Source organism: Diplocloster agilis, assembly GCF_019042275.1.
Taxonomy (GTDB): domain Bacteria; phylum Bacillota; class Clostridia; order Lachnospirales; family Lachnospiraceae; genus Diplocloster; species Diplocloster agilis.
Genome location: NZ_JAHQCW010000007.1, coordinates 46,507 through 66,229, shown reverse-complemented (window position 1 = coordinate 66,229; position 19,723 = coordinate 46,507). Strand labels below are relative to the sequence as shown.

Here is a 19,723-nt window from a genome sequence, read left to right as displayed (position 1 = left end):
TCCGTCAGAACAGGGGGCATATACCGTTATGTAAGCAGGGGCCCGCCGTCTGTATAAAATTATGCAGATAAAACGGAGTTTTACTCAATGTCGGAAGATTTTATATTCTTTGATCTTGGCAATGAGAATATAAATTCTGTCCCCACGCCCTCCGTGCTGATTACGTTGATATTTTCTTTGTGAGCCTGTATGATCTCTTTTGTGATGGAGAGTCCCAGGCCGGTCCCCTTCTTATCTTTTCCTCTGGAAAGATCCGTCTTATAAAAGCGTTCCCAGATTTTTTTCAAGCTCTCCTTCGGAATCCCGATCCCGGCGTCCTTTACGGAGACGAAGACCTTTTCATGCTTTTCGGTAGTCTCCACATAGATGACCGAATCCGGATTGCTGAATTTGATCGCATTGTCGATCAGATTATAAAGGACCTGCTGTATTTTCCCCATATCGGCCGAAACGTAGAGAACCTTTGCGGAAAAAATCAGTTCAATGGATATACGCTTGGAAGTGCAGGTGCCCTCAAAGGTGGCGGCTGTCTTCTTGATAATACTGTTGATATCAAAATCCGTGATGTCCAGCAGCGTCCCTCTGCGGTCGAAATCGTTCAGGGTCAGCAGGCCGCTGGTCAGCTTATTCAGACGCTCCGTTTCGAAGAGGACGATATTCAAATATTTTTCCTGCATCTCCGGAGGAATGGTGCCGTCTAAGATCGCTTCCACATATCCCTTGATGGAGGTCAGGGGCGAACGGAAGTCGTGGGAGATATTGGACACGAATTTTTTCTGATATTCCTCCATCTTAGACAGTTCGGTGGACATATAATTCAATGTGGCCGAGAGACGGCCCATCTCGTCGTCGGTGGTCACGGGCAGCTCGTATTTCAGATTCCCGGCCGCATACTGGTTGGCGGCGAAGGTGATCCGCTTCAGCGGTTTGGACACCAGGAATGTAAACGCAGCCAGAATCAGCAGGGACAGGAGGAAAATACCGATCAGAGTGATATAGGAAACGTTCAGCAGCCGGTCCCTCTCCTGACTGATGGCGCTGACCGGATAGTGAATCAGCACATAGCCCCGGGTTTTGAGATTCAGCGTGATCGGGGAGATGACGCTTAAAACTTCCTCCTGATAACAGTCATAAAAATTACTGATGCAATAATATTGATTGCCGGTAAATGTGGGATCGAAGTCTGTGAGCACCTTCGGATTCTCCAGATTTACCTTTTCCCGGGAGTTCAGCAAAATCGTGCCGTCCGTGTCGATGATCCAGACCGGAGCGGACACATAGGTGTCTACCGCTTTCAACTGCGTCTGCAGTTCCTCCAGGGACAGGGCCTCCGTGTAATAGTTCTTGGCATAGGTGGAAGCGACGAAAATGGCTTCCCGGTACAAATTATCGGCTTTTTCCTCTTCCAGCTGCTTCAGGGTCAGGGACGAAGTCAGCGTGGCGATAAGGAAAAAACTCAGAAAGCCAAAAATCACATATGCGATAATAAATTTGGCATAGAGCTTCATTGCTTCACCTCGAATTTATAACCGATCCCCCATACGGTGGACAGACTCCAGGCCTCGTGGTCTTTGATCTTCTCACGGAGACGTTTGATATGTACGTCGACCGTTCTGGTATCTCCGATGTATTCATATCCCCAAATATGATCCAGCAGCTGTTCCCGGGTGAAGACCTGATTCGGAGAGGAGGCCAGAAAATACAGCAGCTCCAGTTCCTTGGGCGGCATATCCACAGGTTCTCCGTTGTAGATAACCGAATAATTGGTCAGATTGATAATCAGGTCCGGGTACTCCACGTATTTGGCGTCCGGGGTGGGAGCGGCCGGTTTTTCCGGTTGGAACCGGCGCAGAACCGCTTTGACACGGGCCACTAATTCTTTGGAATCAAAAGGTTTGATGATATAATCATCGGCGCCCAGTTCCAGTCCCAGGACTTTATCGAAGATCTCGCCCTTGGCGGAGAGCATGATAATCGGTACGGAAGATTTGTGCCGGATCTCCCGGCAGACCTGATAGCCGTCGATGCCGGGAAGCATCAGATCCAGCAGGATCAGATTCGGCCGAAAAGTATCGAAAATAGTCAGGGCTTCCTCGCCGTCATGGACCATCATGGTTTCGAAACACTCTTTGGTCAGATAAAGAGAGATGAGCTCCGCTATATTGACATCATCATCTACGATTAATATTTTTTGTTTTGCAGCCATATGAATGCCTCCTCTATTCTTTGCGGTTATTACTTAAACTCAACGATTGTCACACCGGATTCGCCTTCCCCGAAAGCTCCGAGCCGGTAAGATTTTACATAACGGGTCCGTTTCAGATGGTTATGAACGGCGGTTCGCAGGGCTCCCGTCCCCTTGCCGTGCACGATGCGGACCTGAGGGATATGGGCCAGATAAGCGTCGTCCAGGTATTTGTCCAGCGCGCCCAGCGCTTCATCTACCGTCATGCCCAGCAGCTTGATTTCTGGGCTTACCGTGGCGGATTTGGACATCTTGATTTTCCCGGAGCCTGTTTTTTGAAGGTTGGGGCCTGTGATGACAGGCTCATCCACCAGTTCCAGATCCTTGATATTGACCTGGGATCTGAGGATGCCCATCTGCACGTACAGATCTCCCTTGGCGTTGGGAAGCGTGCTGACGGTTCCTTTCAGATTCAGGCTTAAGACCTTGACCGTGTCTCCGATTTTGAAATCGGCGGGCTTATTGGCTTTGCCGGATTTCTGCTTGGGCCGGATGGTCATGTTTTTCTCTAAACCGGACATCTGGTCGCGCAGTTTGGCGCGCTCCTGTTCCATCTGTTTCATGGAGATACTGCCCTGCCCGTATTTGTTGAAATTGGAGATGGTCTGGTCGGCCACTTCCTTGGCCTCCCGCAGGATGGCATGGGCCTTCTCATGGGCCTCCCGCAGGATATCCTCCCGGCGCTGGTCCAGCTTGTCGTATTTTTGTTCCAGCCGGGTCTTTAGGGACTCGATTTCTTCTTTGTAACGGGTGATTTCCACCTGTTCTTTCTCAATGGTAACCTTACTGTTTTCCAGATCGGTAATCAGATCTTCGAAATTTTCTTTCGTCTCGCTGATCCGGCTTCTGGCGTCGTCGATGATATAATCCGGCAGCCCCAGTTTGGAGGAAATCGCAAAGGCATTACTCTTTCCCGGGATTCCGATCAGCAGCCGGTACGTGGGACGCAGTGTGGCGATATCAAATTCACAGCAGGCATTTTCCACGCCCTGGGTAGACAGCGCGTAGACTTTCAGCTCGCTGTAATGGGTGGTCGCCATGGTGCGGATGTCCCTCTGATGCAGCCAGGAGAGGATCGACATGGCAAGGGCCGCGCCCTCGGTCGGATCGGTTCCGGCGCCCAGCTCATCGAACAGAACCAGGGAGCGGTCGTCCACCTCCTCCAGGATTTTCACAATATTAGTCATATGGGAAGAAAAGGTACTGAGAGACTGCTCGATACTCTGTTCATCCCCGATGTCCGCATAGACCTGGTGAAACAGGGCCAGCTCCGACCGGTCGAGGGTGGGAATATGAAGACCGGCCTGCCCCATCAGGGTCAGAAGCCCGACGGTCTTCAGGGAAACCGTTTTTCCGCCGGTATTTGGTCCGGTGACGATCAGCTGGGAGAATTCTTTGCCCAGGTAAATATCGATGGGAACCACCTGCTTCGAATCCAGCAGCGGATGCCGGGCCTTGCGCAGATGGATATATCCCTGGGTGTTGAACACAGGGGCGGTTCCGTTATAGTCCTGCGCCAGCTTGGCGCGGGCAAAGATAAAATCCAGTTCCGTCAGCAGTTCGAAATCATTACATACCGCCTGTGTTTCTTCCGCGACAAGGGTACTTAGATTCGCCAATATCACTTCAATTTCAGTCTGTTCTTTTAATAACAGCTCCTTGATATCATTGTTCAGACGCACCACGGCCATGGGTTCGATAAAGACGGTGGAACCGCTGGAGGACTGGTCGTGGATCATACCGGACACCTGGCTGCGGTATTCCGCTTTTACCGGAAGGCAGTAACGGCCGTCCCGCATGGTGATCACCGCGTCCTGCAGATAGGTGCGCACGGAACCATTTACCATGGAATTCAGCTGGGTGTGAATCCGCTCGTTGGCCAGCTTGATACTGCGGCGGATCTGGCGGAGCGTACTGCTGGCCTCATCGCTTATCTCCTCCTCGGACAGGATACACCTGCGGATCTCCGCGGAAATCGTGGAAAGGGGGATGAGACCGTCGAAATAGTCGTCCAGGGAGTCGCGGGTCAGATCGGCATTATCCTTACGGCCGTAGGACTTCGCCCGGGCGGCGGTCTCCAATAGAGTGCAGACGGCCAGTAGTTCGATGGCGTTTAAGGAACTGCCGATTTCCAGCCTTTTCAGGGAACCGCGGACATCCTTCGTCCCGCCGAAGGAGGGGCTGCCCTTTTTCAGAATGCGGCTGAAGGCATCCGCCGTCTGCTGTTGGAGCAGCCGGATAAGAGACAGGTCGTCAGATGGGGTCAGATGACGGCACAGGTCCTTACCGGACTGGGATGCGGCGTGTTCGGTCAGCCGGTCGATGATTTTGTGGAATTCTAATGTATGCAAAGCTTTCGCGTTCATGTTAATCCTCCGTATTGCAGGCAATGCTGAAAATTGTTGTTTACTATCTTTTCATTTTACAATATAATAAGATAAATGAAAAGCTCAATTCCGAGACTTTCTTATGTTTACATTACCTTCATAGATTGTTCATATGTCTTTGCTAAAATTAAAATATTATGGGGTTCCGCTGTACTTAAAGGAGAAGGTTTATGTCAGAGGAAAAAGATAAAGAAGAATTTTCTTTTATGAAGGAAAAAATTAAAGCGAAGCCAATCAACAAGAAAAAGCTGTTGCTAAAGGTGGCTGGTACGGTGGTACTGGCTGTTCTTTTTGGGGTTGTGGCTTCTTTTACGTTCGTCATTACCAGTCCCATTGCAGAGAAAAAATACGGGGAGAAGGAAGAAATTCCCTCTGTCACCATCCCCCGGGACGATGAGGCGGCACAGAATCCGGAGCCTGAGGCAACGCCCACGCCCGTACCTGCGCCCTCGAATCCTCCGGCGGTGATCCAGCAGACCGTAGGCATTGAGGTGGAGGATTACCGAAAACTTTATAATAAGCTCTATGAGGTGGCTGCGGGATTGGACAAAGCTCTCGTTACCGTAACCGCTGTAAGCAGCAACGTGGACTGGTTTAATGTCCCCTATACGAATCAGGGGAAGGGTTCCGGTGTCATTGTAGCGGAAAATGGAATTGAATATATGATTCTGACGGATGAGCGGGTTCTGGAAGGCGCCGAGCAGATTATGGTTACCTTTGCGAATGATACGCAGGTGGAGGCAACGGTCAAAAAGATCGATCATAATACCGAGATTGCGATTCTAAGCGTGCGTATGGATACTTTGGAAGAAGATACCAGGAACGCCGTTGAAGTGGCCGTACTGGGGAATTCCTTCCAGGTGAGAAAGGGAACGCCTGTGATCGCCATCGGCAGTCCGCTGGGCTATCCGGATTCCATGTCCATCGGCATGGTGACTTCGGCGGGGAATCATATCGCCACCTGGGATGCCAATTACACGATGTTTACAACGGATATCCTGGGTAACGCGGATGGCAGCGGTGTTCTGATTAATCTGGACGGCGATGTCATCGGGGTGATTACGCAGGAGAGCAATGACAATTCCAGTGAAAATGTGGTGACCGCTTACTCGGTGTCGGAGTTAAAAAGTGTGATTGAACACTTGTCGAATGGACTGGACCTGGCGTATATGGGAATTAAGGGAACGCCGGTAACGGACGAAAAGGCCGAGGAAAACGGGATGCCGCAGGGGATCTATATTGTCGAGACGGCCCTGGATTCGCCTGCCATGAATGTCGGAATTCAAAATGGGGATATTCTGGTTAAGCTGGGAACGGAAGAAGTAAAGGACATGAAGGACGTGCAGAATGTACTGCTGAATCTTTCTCCCAACCAGCTGGTGACGGCTGTGGTCATGCGGCCGGGCAAAGACGGATATAAAGAACTGACCTATCAGGTCACGCTGGGCGTGCGGGAGTAGCTTCCGCATAGTTCCGGCAGGAATTAAAAAAGATAAAGTATGAAATACCGGTTTCGATATTTGGAAGGAGACAGCATGAGATACATAGAGACGCTGCGGGATGGAGACAGAATCACGGGGATCTATCTTTGTAAGTACAAGCAGGCGGCATTGACAAAAAACGGGAAATCTTATGAGAATGTAATTCTGCAGGATAAGACAGGGACGATCGATTCGAAGGTTTGGGAGCCAAATTCTCCTGGAATCGGGGATTTTGAGGCGATGGACTATGTGGAGATCGCAGGCGATGTGGTGAGCTATCAGGGCGCGCTGCAGCTGAGTATCAAGCGGTCCAGGAAGGCCATGGACGGCAGTTATGACCCGAAGGACTATGTGCCGGTCAGCGAAAAGGATATTGAGGAAATGTACCGCGAGCTGCTGGGCTTTATCAGCGGGCTTAAGGACCCTTATCTGAAACGGCTGGCGGCCAGCTTTTTCGTGGAGGATCAGGAGTTTACCGGCAGATTTAAATTCCACTCTGCGGCAAAGAACGTACACCACGGTTTCGTGGGGGGGCTGCTGGAACATACGCTGAGCGTGGTAAAGCTGTGTGATTACTACTGCAAGGCGTATCCGGTTCTGAATAAAGATCTGTTAATCACAGCGGCCATTTTCCATGATATCGGTAAATTAGATGAGCTGGCGGCATTTCCGGCCAATGATTATACGGACGACGGACAGCTTCTGGGGCACATCGTAATGGGCTGTGAAGCGGTTGGAGCCAGAATCCGGACGATCAGCGGATTCCCGCCGAAGCTGGCCAGTGAGCTGAAACACTGCATTCTGGCGCATCATGGAGAGCTGGAATTCGGATCGCCGAAGAAACCGGCTCTGGTGGAGGCTGTGGCGCTGAATTTCGCGGATAATACGGATGCGAAGCTGCAGACGATGACAGAAGCCTTTAAGGCGGCGGGAAATAATGACGACTGGCTGGGGTATAACCGGTTATTTGAATCAAATATCCGGAAAACCAGTAAATAGGTATGCCGGGATAGAGACGTGGACAGACTTTGAAAAGACAGACGGGATGTTGTTGGTGCAGCATTCCGTTTTTGTATGAGGTGACAGTATGGTGCAGAAAAATGAAATTTATCAGATCAGAATAGAAGATATGACAACAGAGGGAGACGGAATCGGCAAGGTGGACGGGTACCCACTGTTCGTAAAGGGCGCATTGACCGGTGATTTGGCAGAGGTGAAAGTGATAAAAGCTAAGAAGACATACGGATACGGCCGGCTGGTCCGGGTGCTGGAGCCTTCCGCGTTCCGAGTAACGCCGGAATGCGCGGTGGCGGGGCCCTGCGGGGGATGCCAGCTGCAGGCTATGAGCTATGAGGAACAACTGAGGTTTAAAGAAAATAAAATCCGCAATAACCTGCTTCGGATCGGAAAGCTTAATGAGGTGCCGATGCTGCCCATCATGGGGATGGAAGAGCCGTTCCGGTATCGGAATAAGGCGCAGTTCCCGATCGGGAAGGATAAAGAGGGAAATCCGGTGGCCGGTTTCTATGCGGGGAGAACGCATTCGATTGTTCCGGTCAGGGACTGCCGTTTGGGAGTGGAGGAAAACCAGGAGATTCTGGATGTTATCTTAGAATTTATGAAGGAGTATGGGATTCCGGCCTATGAGGAGGAAAAGGGGACAGGTCTGGTGCGGCATGTCCTGATCCGGTATGGGTTCCGTACGGGAGAGATTATGGTCTGTATTGTCATAAACGGAAAGAGCCTGCCGCATGGGGACGTGCTGGCGGACAGGCTCAGGAAGATCGGGGGAATGACCAGCATCTCTTTGAATGTGAACCGGAAGAGAACGAATGTGATCCTGGGGACGGAAATGGTATATCTGTGGGGAACTGCGTATATTACGGATTATATCGGGGATGTGGAGTTCCGGATTTCGCCGCTGTCGTTTTACCAGGTGAATCCGGTCCAGACGCGGAAACTGTATGAGAAGGCGTTGGAGTTCGCCGGGCTGGACGGCGGGGAGACGGTGTGGGATCTGTATTGCGGGATCGGGACGATCTCTCTGTTCCTGGCGCAGAAGGCAGGGAAGGTGTATGGCGTGGAGATCGTGCCGGAGGCGATCGAGGATGCAAGGATGAATGCAAAGCTGAATGGGATAGAGAACGCGGAATTTTTCGTGGGAAAGGCGGAAGAGGTGCTGCCGGCGTATTATGAGAGGAATGGGGGGACCGCGGATGTCGTGGTCGTGGACCCGCCCAGGAAAGGGTGCGATCAGGCGGTGCTGGATACGATTGCCCGGATGAAGGTGGGACGGGTGGTGTATGTGAGCTGTGATTCGGCTACGCTTGCCAGGGATGTGAAGTATATGGGGGAGCGGGGGTACCGGGTGGAGAAGGTGCAGGGGTGTGATATGTTTCCGTTTACGGTGCATGTGGAAACAATTGTGTTACTTTCCAAACTTAAATCGAGCAAGCATATTGAAGTGGAATTGAAAATGGATGAGCTTGATTTGACTGCGGCGGAGAGTAAAGCGACTTATGAGGAAATCAAGGATTATGTGTTGGAGCATAGTGGGTTGAAGGTAAGTAGCTTGTATATCGCTCAGGTGAAGGACAAGCATGGGTTTAGAGAAGAGGGAGAATTATAATCTTCCTAAATCAAATAATGCAAGACAGCCGAAAGGTCCAGAGGAGAAGGAAAAGGCGATTGAGGATGCGTTGAAACATTTTAGAATGGTGTAGGAGTAAATACAATATTTTATTGAGGGAAGGAGGCTCCTATGGAATATAAGGTGTTAAATAAAAATCAAAAAGATAGAATGCAAGTCATTAGTGATCATGCGTATGTTATGGAATGGGAATCGCCGGAATTTATGGATTACCTTTTGGGGAAACTTCCGAAAGTAAGGAAATTTCAGGAAGATAAAGAAGTAGCACAAGAGGTGTCAGCACTAGAAATATTGTTGACAACATACAATGCTTTTCTCACAAAAAAATCATCTTTTGTAGATGAAATAGCAAAGAGAATTTCAGATATTCATGATATAAAAGAATCATGGTATGGATTAAGTTTATATGAAATAGAAACATATATAAAACTGCATAGTTTTTGTTTGATTTTAGGAGAGGGTGGTATTGGTAAGAGTTATTTTATAAAATGCTTTGAAGAACAATTAGAACAAAAACATATTGAACATTTATGTATATACGGAAAGTTTGAAAAAAACACAAATAACATCAACGTTGAAGAAATAATAAAAGCAAGTAATAATGGATTTGTTTTCGTTGTAGATGCGATTAATGAAATGTCGGTGGAAGGACAGAATAATTTGTTGGATGTTTTAATGAAACTTAAAAAGTATCCTCAAATACGAATTGTAATAACATATAGAACGAATTCAATGGATAATGAGATTCTAGAAAAATATCAACAAATAGCAGAATATGAGTATAAGTTTCCCGGCGTATCATTTGAATCAGCATTGAGCGAAATACTTAAATTATCTGTACCAGATGTGTATATGTATGAAGATATTTTGTATTCAAATAATGCGTTATTATTAAGTATGTTATGTGACGTATTATCATCAGACAAAGTTGTTGTAGAAACTGAAAACGGAATAGCTTCTGTCACTTTTATCTTGGAGCAATATATAAAAAGAACGATAAGGAAGGTATTTAAAGGGCATTTGAATTGTCAAGGCATAGACATTTGGAAAGATATGAAAAACATTTCTCAGTGGATGTATGAAAATGGAGAAAAACGTATTGATGAAAAGAATTTATTTTTAGCAATAAAAACAGGAAAAAATTTTCTTCCTGTTATGTTACAGATGGGATTCATGGCTGGATATGAAAGTAATAACGAAATGTATTATTACTTTGCCATTGATTCTTTGACAGATTTTTTAATTGCTCGTTCCTTATTTCAAGATATTAGTGGGAGAGACTACAAAGAACAGATTGGTATTATTAAATCAAAAGTGGAAGATTTGTATAATCTTGAAGAAGCCTTGATTATAGCGATATTTGATAATATGTCTCCTAACTATACAAAAATAAAGGATTTATTGATAGATACAAATTTAATGGAAGGTTTTGATTTTAATACGTTGGTTAAAATCCATTTTAAGCAAGAAGAGATTGCAACTTTTCAGGAGTTATTTCAACCTATTGATCACAGTGATTTACTACAGGCTGTGGGAGGATATACCGACAAACCATTTAATTGTAGCAATTACCTATTTGATTATTATTGTGCAAGTCGTGAGAGGTTATATGATTTATCGAACGCATTGGCAGGCTATCATTTCCAAAGCCGTATAAAGAATAGATTAAAGAATGTATTGTACTTTACAACATTAAATGATAGAACTGACAGAAGAGACGAGGAGGCGTTTTATTTTGCGCTGCTCTGTTGTGCGGCACCTAATAAAGATATCAGATGTTTGGCAATGAAATTGTTATATGAAGTTGTTTCAAAGAATGAGGAATACGTTGACAGAGTTATTTTTGAATATGATAGAATATTTGATTTTTATATACAAGAAGCTACCATTTATGTTCTGAGCCAAATAAGAAGAGATAACGAGAGAATAATAAACTTTTTTAATAGAATCATAAGTCAACAGGATGATTTAACGGCAAAAAGTATTCGTAGAATAGCAACCTATTTTGGAAAACCATATTCCTATATTATGTGGAATCGCAAGAATCTTTTTGCGTATAGTAAAGAAGCTGCTATTTCAGATTATTTAAACGATATATTATTCAGGGTTGATCTTATGAATAAAGATTTTTTGCCGTTTAGATATTGGGGAAAAGATCACCTAGATATGTACACACGCTTTCTGGTAAACGATAAAGAAAATATAAAAAAGGTAAACGACTATCTTTCTGAAAAGTATTCTTGTGTTTGTGGAGGAGAATGCAGTGGATTAATGTCATTTGAAAATAGAATTATGCCTGAGATAAAACCGATGGCAGAGATTGAAACAATGGATATGAATTCCTTTATGGAAAGTTTTGAAGCTGTTTTTAGGTATGTGTTTGAATATTTTAGTGTTTCGACAGATAGAAAAACGGTAAATATGCGAGAAGAAGATTTCCGCCATTCTCTATATATGAAGTGTGTAGATATTGCGACAGGTATATATTATGGTAGTTTGATGTGTAATTACTATACGAATAGATTTGTAACTTATAATAATAATCAAAATAGTATTGGGTATGAGGTATATGATCCTTTAGAATATGGGGAAAATGTTGTTATTACAGCACCTATACCAACATATCAGGATTTTATAGAAAGACTGGGAGATCATGTAATAAACTCCTTAGAAGTTCCGGAAGTACGTGACATTCATTGGGTGCGAAATGTTGAACTGACACGAAAAAATGTGTTACATCTTCTCGAAAAAATAGAATTAAGAAAGCAAGAGTGGATACTGTTGGCTTGCAGGGTATCGTTACATGAGGAAAATAAATATGACACGAGATGGAAAGATACATATGATCTGTGGTGTTGTACTTCGGAAAATGAGACTATAAATGAAGATGGGAGTGCGCGCTATTTAACTATTGAACTAGAAGAATATGTCGGTGACTTGAAATCATATTCAGACAATTCCTTAAAACCTTGGCTATGCAAGGACGTAAAGAATATCAATAATCAGTCAGAAGTTTTCGAGGGAACCTCGTTGGTTTTACCACCATCAGAAATAATTAGTTTTTTTAATCTTAGATTGAATGTTTCAGACTTTTCATGGGAAACTTCGGATAAAGAAAAAATAATAATATGTAACAACAATAAGAATTCGTACTATAGAGACCCTATTGGGGGAACAGTATTTATTCGTAAAGATTATTTTGATAAGTTTTTAGAAGGACATACCGTTAAGTATTTTGCTTTTACGGAACGATTTATTCCGAAAACAGGCTATGCAGATGAAACTTCTTTGCATTTTGAAATTATAAATGGAAAGATTGTAAAAGAGATTAAAAATGCGGGTGGTTATGGTAGACGGAATAATGAGAATAATCCATTGTGCACCGTGTGCCCACATACCAATATTGTTGAAGATGAATCAGATGATTCTTTGACTCCCGATATAGAGTGCCTGAAGAATGTGCTTGCGGAATATGGAGTTGCAGATGATTTTGATATGCTTGGAGAGGAAGATATATTATAAAAAAATAATCCTATGCTAAAAGGAGGATTGAAGATGAAAAATAACTCTAATATTGCTGGCAGTGAAATCATCATATATCAAACGGATGATGGACAGACAAAAATAGATGTTAAATTTGAAGACGAGACCGTTTGGCTCACGCAGGCACAATTATGCGAGCTTTATCAAACCAGTAAATCTAACATCAGTGAGCATATTAAGCATATTTTTGAAGATGAAGAATTAGATGAAAAATCAGTTGTTCGGAAATTCCGAACAACTGCATCTGATGGAAAAAGCTATAATACAATACATTATAATCTTGATATGATTATTTCTCTTGGATATAGAGTGAAATCTAAAATCGCCACAAATTTCCGGCGATGGGCTACCGAGCGCCTAAAAGAATATATGATAAAAGGCTTTACGATGGACGACGAAAGGTTAAAAAAGCTGGGTGGTGGAAACTACTGGAAAGAGCTGCTAGACCGCATACGAGACATCCGTTCGTCTGAAAAGGTTATGTATCGTCAAGTGCTCGATTTGTATGCGACAAGTGTTGATTATAATCCCAAGAGTAGTGAATCCATTGCATTTTTTAAAATGGTGCAAAACAAATTACATTATGCAGCACATGGACATACAGCAGCGGAAGTTATATATGAGCGTGCAGATGCAGAACAGCCTTTTATGGGATTAAAAAGTTTTTCTGGTGATTTTCCAGTATTAAAAGATATTAGTATTGCAAAGAATTATCTTAATGACGAAGAACTAAAAATTTTAAACAATATCGTTTCAGGTTACTTTGATTTTGCGGAAATTCAAGCTATGCGTCATAATCCTATGTATATGGCAAATTATGTAGAACATCTTGATAATGTTTTAAAAACCACAGGGGAAAAGGTATTACAGGGAGCTGGAACGATTAGTCATGCACAGGCAATTGAAAAAGCAACAAAAGAGTATAGAAAATATCAGGCACAGAACTTGTCGCCAGTTGAAGAGGAGTATTTGCAAACTATTAAAAGTATTCACAGCACAATGAAGAAAAATGGTAATAACTGATCGAGAAAATATGGACTGATAGAACGAATCAATTATAATTCAGGTGAAGGGAAATCAAAAGTTCCACAAGTGCCGTTAGAAAAGGAACAGGCAATTGAGGATGCATTAAAATATTTTAAGATAATTTTAGTAAGTTAAAATGATTTCAAATAATAGAGGTGTTGATTATCGCTAATATTGAAAGTATCAAACAAAAAATTCTCCAATTGGATGCAGGGTCATTTCAAAATCTTTGTGATTCTTATTTATATAAAATCGGCTATCCTAATATAGTATCTCTTGGTGGAGAAGCAGGTACACGAAAGACCACCCTAGGAACACCAGATACTTATTTTGTTGCATCAAATGGAAAGTATGTTTTTGTAGAATACACGACTCAAAAGGCAAGCCTATTTGTAAAAATCAAGAACGACCTTGAAAAATGTCTTAATACATCAAAGACAGGCGTTCCGCATGATAAAATTTCTGAAATTATTTATTGCCATACTTCATCAAATCTTACACCCGTTCAAGATAGTGAGGTAAAAGCTTTATGTGAAGATGTTGGAATCAAACTTACGGTTATTGGAATTGATAAACTTGCAGAAGACATATATCTTTTCCATCATAATCTTTCTCGTGATTTTTTGGGGATATCAATAAGTACTGATCAAATTCAATCGTGTGACGATTTTATTAATCGTTATAATTCGAATAGAATGGCGGCTCCAATTGATACTAAATTCTTATTTAGAGAAAAAGAATTTAGAAATATTGGCGACGCTTTTCTGAAAGCGGATGTTGTTATACTCAACGGTTCAGCGGGTACGGGAAAAACTCGCTTAGCTTTGCATTATGTGAAAAATCACCCAGATACTAACAATGAAAAGGTCTACTGTATTCACAGTAATGCTTTACCAATATACGAGGACTTAAAGCTTTTTATAGACGACCCTGGAAACTATTTCCTTTTTATTGATGATGCAAATCAATTGTCAGGATTACAGCATATTATCCGTTATGTCACGATGAAACCAGAGGGGTATAACGTAAAGATACTTATTACAGTGAGGGATTATGCACTTCAAAAAGTGATAAATGATGTTCGAGAAATTACTTCATATGAAACTATTAAAATAAATGTATTTACGGATGATGAGATTAAAAAATTGCTTAAAACTTCATTGGGTATTCTAAATCAAGACTATCATGAAAGAATCATAAGAATTGCAGAGGGAAATGCTCGTATTGCCATACTTGCGGGGAAAGTAGCATGTAATTTAAACCGTTTGGATTCTATTAATGATGTGTCACAATTATATGAAGATTATTATGGATATTCCTTAGAGGACAATCAATTGCTTGTCAACAATCATATATGCATAGCTGCTGGTATAGTTGCTTTTTTAGAGGCAATCCATTTAGAACACATTGATGCATTTTTGCCGATTTTGCAGGAAAAAGGATTAAATCGAGATGAGTTTATTGAAAATATTCGCATGCTTCACGAGCAGGAAATTGTCGATATTTGCAATGATAAAGCAGTTCATTTTTCTGAGCAATGCCTATCTAATTATTTGCTAAAATATGTTTTCTTTGATAAAAAACTACTCAGTCTGTCGGAGATGATTAAAGTTTGTTTTCAAAGTTATAGAGAGCGAACGGTATCTTCTGTTAATACATTACTTAATATATTCAGAAATGAAGCTCTTTTCGATTTTGTTAAGAAAGAAATAAAAATATTGTGGGATGAATTATCAACAGAAGAATCCCCAGTTTTTTTTGAATTTGTCAAAGTGTTTTTTCGTATTAATCCTACAGAAACACTTCTGATTTTGCAAAACAAAATTGAAACCGAAAAAGGTGTGATTTGTGAATGGCATAATATTGATACTGAGAAAGGGAAAAATTATCAGAATGTTACAAATGACATCCTCAAAATTCTTGGTGGTTTTGCATATATGACTGATTTGCCAACCGCGTGTGATTTGTTTTTCCAATATTATTTTAAGCGGCTAGATTTATATATGGAATTTTACCACGCAGTTAATCTATATTTTGGTATTAATAAAGATTCTATACGCTATGATTTTTGCACACAAATAACTTTTTTGGAGAAGATAATAGAATATTCAGATGACTGGAAACAAGAATCCGTTGTTATTCTCTTTTTAGAAATAGCAGAAAATTTTTTGAAATTGCATTTTTCCCCAGCGGAGGAAGGGCGAAAGAATACAATTACTATATATCAAATCCCATTAGCCATATCTGAAGGCGTTGAAAAATACCGAAAGCTAATTTGGGAATCTTTATCCTTCTTATGTGAGACTGAAAAGTATAGGGTAAAAGTTAGAAAAATCCTCAGTTCTTATGGTGGCACTGTTGAGGATATAAGTATTCCAGTTTTACAATTTGATTTAAAGTATATTAATTCAATTTTGAAGTCAAATTTTTCACCTGATGAATTAGAAAACTGTCTTTTAGTGAACAGAATAGTGCAAGTTTTCAATAGTATGAACATCTATTGTGAATCATTATTTGCTGAGTATTTTGAAGGAGAATATCTTCAACTATATCTTCTTCTTAAAGGAGCAGATTACAAAGCAGAAGTTGATTATGAAGAACATGAAAAACTAAAACGGCAATTGATTGAGCAATACGTTTCAAATTGCAATTTAGAAATGTTCAAAGGGTTAATTGATGTTTGCAATGATATCCCAGAGCTTGATGGTCACTCTTGGGAGGTTGGAGAAGGATTAAAAATTGCTTTTGATGCTATTTCTCCTAAAAAAGATTGCTATGTTGATGCAATTAAATATTACATAGAAAAGGATACGCCAAATAATTTACACCCATATCACTTGTTGGACGTTCTATTTTCCTTATTGTCTGATTCAGAAGTATATCAGATTATTATTGAAGAAGATTATAAGCAGAAAAATGCGTGGCTGTATGCATATTATCATGAATTACCGTTAGATTTAATTACCGAAAATCATCTACGTGGGCTATATAACTTTTTAAAAGATACTTCTGACAAAGATATTACTTCATCATCAATGCGTGATGTGGATTTTTTGGAGAAGTACAATATAATAGATGAACGAGCTTTGATAAAGGGATGTAAAATTATTTTAGCTAAGATGGAGTATTCCCCCTTTATAGTGCATATTTATTTTGATTTGTTATTTAATATCTATCATAATACACCAAAGGAAGTAATTTCCAAATTTAATTGTAATCTGGAATTGCTTGAAGAAATGTATTGTGCTATGCTGTCAAATGATAATTATCAGGATTATGATGGACAATTCCTGAGAGAAATATATTTGGCTAGACCTTCTATACTGGACAAGTATATAAGTTGTTTAGTAAATAAAAATAATGGTTCTTTTAGGGATTATCAAAAAAGGAATAGTTGTTTTTTTGAATTGGATGATTTTATAGAAATATATAATAAGATTTTTGAAGAGATAATAAAGACGTGTCAATTTCCCAAGATATTAGTACCATATTTTTTGGAGTCTTTATTAGTACCAATTAAAAATGAACAAAATTTGTTGGAAAGACAAGATGAGTGGATTCGGCAATGCATTCAGAGGTTTTCCAACGATGAAACAAAAATGTGTTGTCTATTTTCAGTTATATCAAAATTAGAAACCGAAAGAAAAAAGGAATATATTTTGCTATTCCTCGAGAATAATCCGCTATTTGAAGATTTTGAAAGAATACCATTAACGCCTACTTCTTACAGTTGGTCAGGTAGTGCAGTACCTATGTATTCTGCTTGGATTGAGTTCCTTGAAGCATTGCTTCCAAGCTGTATAGGTTTAAAATGGATAAAGCATAAAAATTATATTGAAACAAAAATTGATTGTTTGAAAAAGCAAATTGAATCTGAACAAATTGATGAAATATTAAGAGGGTGATTTACAAATATAAGAAAAGTCAGGGAAACAGGGGAGACTGGTGAGAAATAGCCATTTTATGACACATTAATCTTAAAATGAAGATAGCCTCAAAGATTTAAGTTTATTAAGTAAGCTGAATTTGTTAAATTTTGTTCTATTCAAACTTTCAATCGCTGGAGATGATATGGAACTGAGTTTGGACAACGATAATCAAGTTGAAAGTATCGTGCTTTTGTCCCACTAATCACCATATAGTCATATAAAGGTGAAGATTGAGCTAGGGATGGTGAGGGGAAGGTGCCATTGGATGCTATTGCAGAACAGGCAAAGAAATATCAGCCGAAACCGAAAATCACATAAAATGATACAGGAGTATGTTGAAAAGAAATACGGATTCTAAGTACATACAGCGTATATTGTTGAAGTAAAGCGGTCTTTAGGTTTAACAATGCACGATGCACCTAAAGCGGTAGAGGATTTGGAGCAACCGAGAAAATATTCAATGTGGAAAAGATAAAAACGATAAAGGATGCTCTTAAGTATTTTGAGGTGATTTAATGGATGAAGGAATATTTCAGATTGCGGAGCAGATTGTCCAACTGAATCAAAAAGCTTACGAAGTTTGTCTTCCATTAGTGGATAATGCATGCGGTAGAATAGTGTCAGAAGATGAATTGTCGCATTTGTTAGATTATTTACTGGACTTTGCCTGTGATGAAAAGGTATTGGAGTTGTACAAGCGAGTGTGTCGAAGATATTTATATGTATATCCGAGGTGTATCCAATTTTATGTTGAGACGTATCGGGAAATGTGGACTGAATAGTTATTCAGCAGAAATTTCTTAAGGAGAAGGAAGATAAGGTTTTTCAATAAGATTATGATATGGAGGAGCAATGGGGAAAATAATTAAAGATACAATTCATGCAAATGGATTAGAAATTGGGATTTATACGCAGGATTTTGAAAATGAATTTATTTCTTTGACAGATATTGCTAGGTATAAGAGTGATGACCCGGCAGCAGTTATTCAAAACTGGATGAGAAATCGTGATGTGATAGAGTTTCAGGGACTCTGGGAAAGGTTGCACAATCCAGATTTTAACCCCCTCGAATTCGAGGGGGTTAAAAAGCAGGCAGGAGCAAACGCATTTACAATGTCGCCTAAGAAATGGATAGAGGCGACAGATGCTGTTGGTATTGTTTCAAAATCGGGGCGTTATGGCGGAACGTATGCCCATAGCGATATTGCTATGTCTTTTGCAACTTGGATTTCTCCCGAGTTTCAGTTGTATATTATGAAGGATTACAGGAGATTAAAGACAGATGAGAATAGTCGTTTAATGGAGGAGTGAAGGAAATATGAAGATACCGGAAAAATAGCCTACTATGTTATCATCATGTGGAATGAATTATCTGGTGTGTTACAAGCATTGATATCATAAGAAGCCATGTGCAGGCTGCCGAGATGATGATAAGATTATGAACAAAGTGGGAGGTAACGTTGAAAGATTTTGCAAGAAATGATTTAGTTTTGACTTCATTAATGAGAAGCTCCCTAATCCGAACAATCCAGCGACCACCCATAATCCCCGCTATAAATCATCTGCTTCGTCATCCCACCGTCAATACAAATATTCTCCCCGGTTATAAAACCAGCCTTATCCGAACAAAGGAATAAAACCATGTTAGCAATATCAATAGGGGTGCCAACACGGTGAACCGGCTGCTGTACAGCATCTGCTCCTGTATATTCCGTAAAATCCGTATCGATCCAGCCCGGGGAAATCGAATTGACCCGCACCCTGCCGGCCAGGCTGACTGCCAGCGCGTGAGTCAGGGCGGAGATCCCGCCTTTGGCAGCCGTATAGCTCTCCGTATAGGGCTGGCTCATGCGGTCTCTGGAGGAGGAAATATTGACGATCGCCCCATCTTTTGAAAAATATGGAAGAAACAGCTTCGACAAATAGAAAGGCGCGGTCACACCAACTCTCAATGCATAATTAAATTCATCATACGAGCAGGAATCAATGCCTTTCATGATAGGCAGAGCATTATTGATCAAGTAATCGATCCGGCCGAACTCAGTAATTACTTTTTTAGAAAAGGTACAAAGAGTCTGTTCCTCTGCGATATCTCCGGTAAAATAATCATTTTCACTTTTATCTATCACACATACATGAGCACCATTCTTTCTGAATTCGTCGCCGGTTGTTTTCCCGATCCCGTGCGCGCCGCCTGTTATTACAACTACTTTATCCGTGAACATACGCTATTTACCTCCGGCCGATTATCATCTATCTGATAAGAAGTATAGCATGTTCCGCCGGATTATTCAGCATGTCTTTAGCAAAACAGGCAGTTATAAGCAGAAATTTTCCACAATAAAAGAAACTGTATATTAGGGTTGCATGTAAGAGTAACACGTCATATAATCAAGCCATAGTGTTATACACTAAAATATAAGCACTGAAAATCAGAAAACAGGCATAACAGCCTGAAGAAT

The 19,723-nt window shown here is 41.4% G+C and carries 10 protein-coding genes and 2 pseudogenes; 8 read left to right on the top strand and 4 right to left on the bottom strand.

The features are described from left to right. Positions 1–80 precede the first annotated feature (80 nt). The 3 genes from KTH89_RS06160 to KTH89_RS06150 are packed head-to-tail and all read right to left on the bottom strand — an operon-like array spanning position 81 to position 4,611. Positions 81–1,508, bottom strand: a complete 1,428-nt coding sequence (locus tag KTH89_RS06160; protein ID WP_158341941.1) for a HAMP domain-containing sensor histidine kinase — start codon at positions 1,506–1,508, stop codon at positions 81–83. Then, positions 1,505–2,206: a response regulator transcription factor gene (locus KTH89_RS06155; RefSeq protein WP_158341939.1), complete on the bottom strand. Its 702-nt coding sequence runs from the start codon at positions 2,204–2,206 to the stop codon at positions 1,505–1,507. The genes KTH89_RS06160 and KTH89_RS06155 overlap by 4 nt, the downstream gene beginning before the upstream one ends. A gap of 29 nt (positions 2,207–2,235) precedes the next feature. Next, on the bottom strand, positions 2,236–4,611 hold the full coding sequence (locus KTH89_RS06150; protein WP_238721059.1) for an endonuclease MutS2: 2,376 nt from the start codon (positions 4,609–4,611) through the stop codon (positions 2,236–2,238). A gap of 191 nt (positions 4,612–4,802) precedes the next feature. Here KTH89_RS06150 and KTH89_RS06145 point away from each other — a divergent pair, with 191 nt between their 5' ends. The 8 genes and pseudogenes from KTH89_RS06145 to KTH89_RS06110 form a co-directional block, all read left to right on the top strand. Further along, a complete protein-coding gene (locus tag KTH89_RS06145; protein ID WP_158341935.1) occupies positions 4,803–6,092 on the top strand; it encodes a S1C family serine protease in 1,290 nt (429 codons plus the stop codon). A 75-nt stretch (positions 6,093–6,167) separates the two neighbouring features. Further along, entirely contained in the window at positions 6,168–7,112 is a 945-nt protein-coding gene (locus KTH89_RS06140) for a 3'-5' exoribonuclease YhaM family protein (protein WP_238721058.1), read from the top strand. An 88-nt stretch (positions 7,113–7,200) separates the two neighbouring features. Then, positions 7,201–8,742, top strand: coding sequence for a 23S rRNA (uracil(1939)-C(5))-methyltransferase RlmD (rlmD, locus tag KTH89_RS06135; protein ID WP_330656655.1), 1,542 nt, complete (start codon positions 7,201–7,203; stop codon positions 8,740–8,742). A 132-nt stretch (positions 8,743–8,874) separates the two neighbouring features. Further along, positions 8,875–12,285 (top strand): NACHT domain-containing protein, encoded by a 3,411-nt coding sequence (locus KTH89_RS06130; protein WP_238721057.1) that lies wholly within the window; start codon positions 8,875–8,877, stop codon positions 12,283–12,285. 33 nt (positions 12,286–12,318) lie between these two features. Next, positions 12,319–13,329: a virulence RhuM family protein gene (locus KTH89_RS06125; RefSeq protein ID WP_238721056.1), complete on the top strand. Its 1,011-nt coding sequence runs from the start codon at positions 12,319–12,321 to the stop codon at positions 13,327–13,329. Between the two features lie 161 nt (positions 13,330–13,490). Beyond that, a complete protein-coding gene (locus KTH89_RS06120; RefSeq protein ID WP_238721055.1) occupies positions 13,491–17,237 on the top strand; it encodes an nSTAND3 domain-containing NTPase in 3,747 nt (1,248 codons plus the stop codon). 196 nt (positions 17,238–17,433) lie between these two features. Next, positions 17,434–17,777 (top strand): annotated as a pseudogene (locus tag KTH89_RS25185) (hypothetical protein); the annotation flags it as partial. A 336-nt stretch (positions 17,778–18,113) separates the two neighbouring features. Further along, positions 18,114–18,560: pseudogene (locus tag KTH89_RS06110) on the top strand (KilA-N domain-containing protein); the annotation flags it as partial. Positions 18,561–18,775: 215 nt separating this feature from the next. On the opposite strand, the gene KTH89_RS06105 reads toward KTH89_RS06110, so the two are convergent. Beyond that, on the bottom strand, positions 18,776–19,486 hold the full coding sequence (locus KTH89_RS06105) for an SDR family oxidoreductase (RefSeq protein WP_238721053.1): 711 nt from the start codon (positions 19,484–19,486) through the stop codon (positions 18,776–18,778). Positions 19,487–19,723 lie beyond the last annotated feature (237 nt).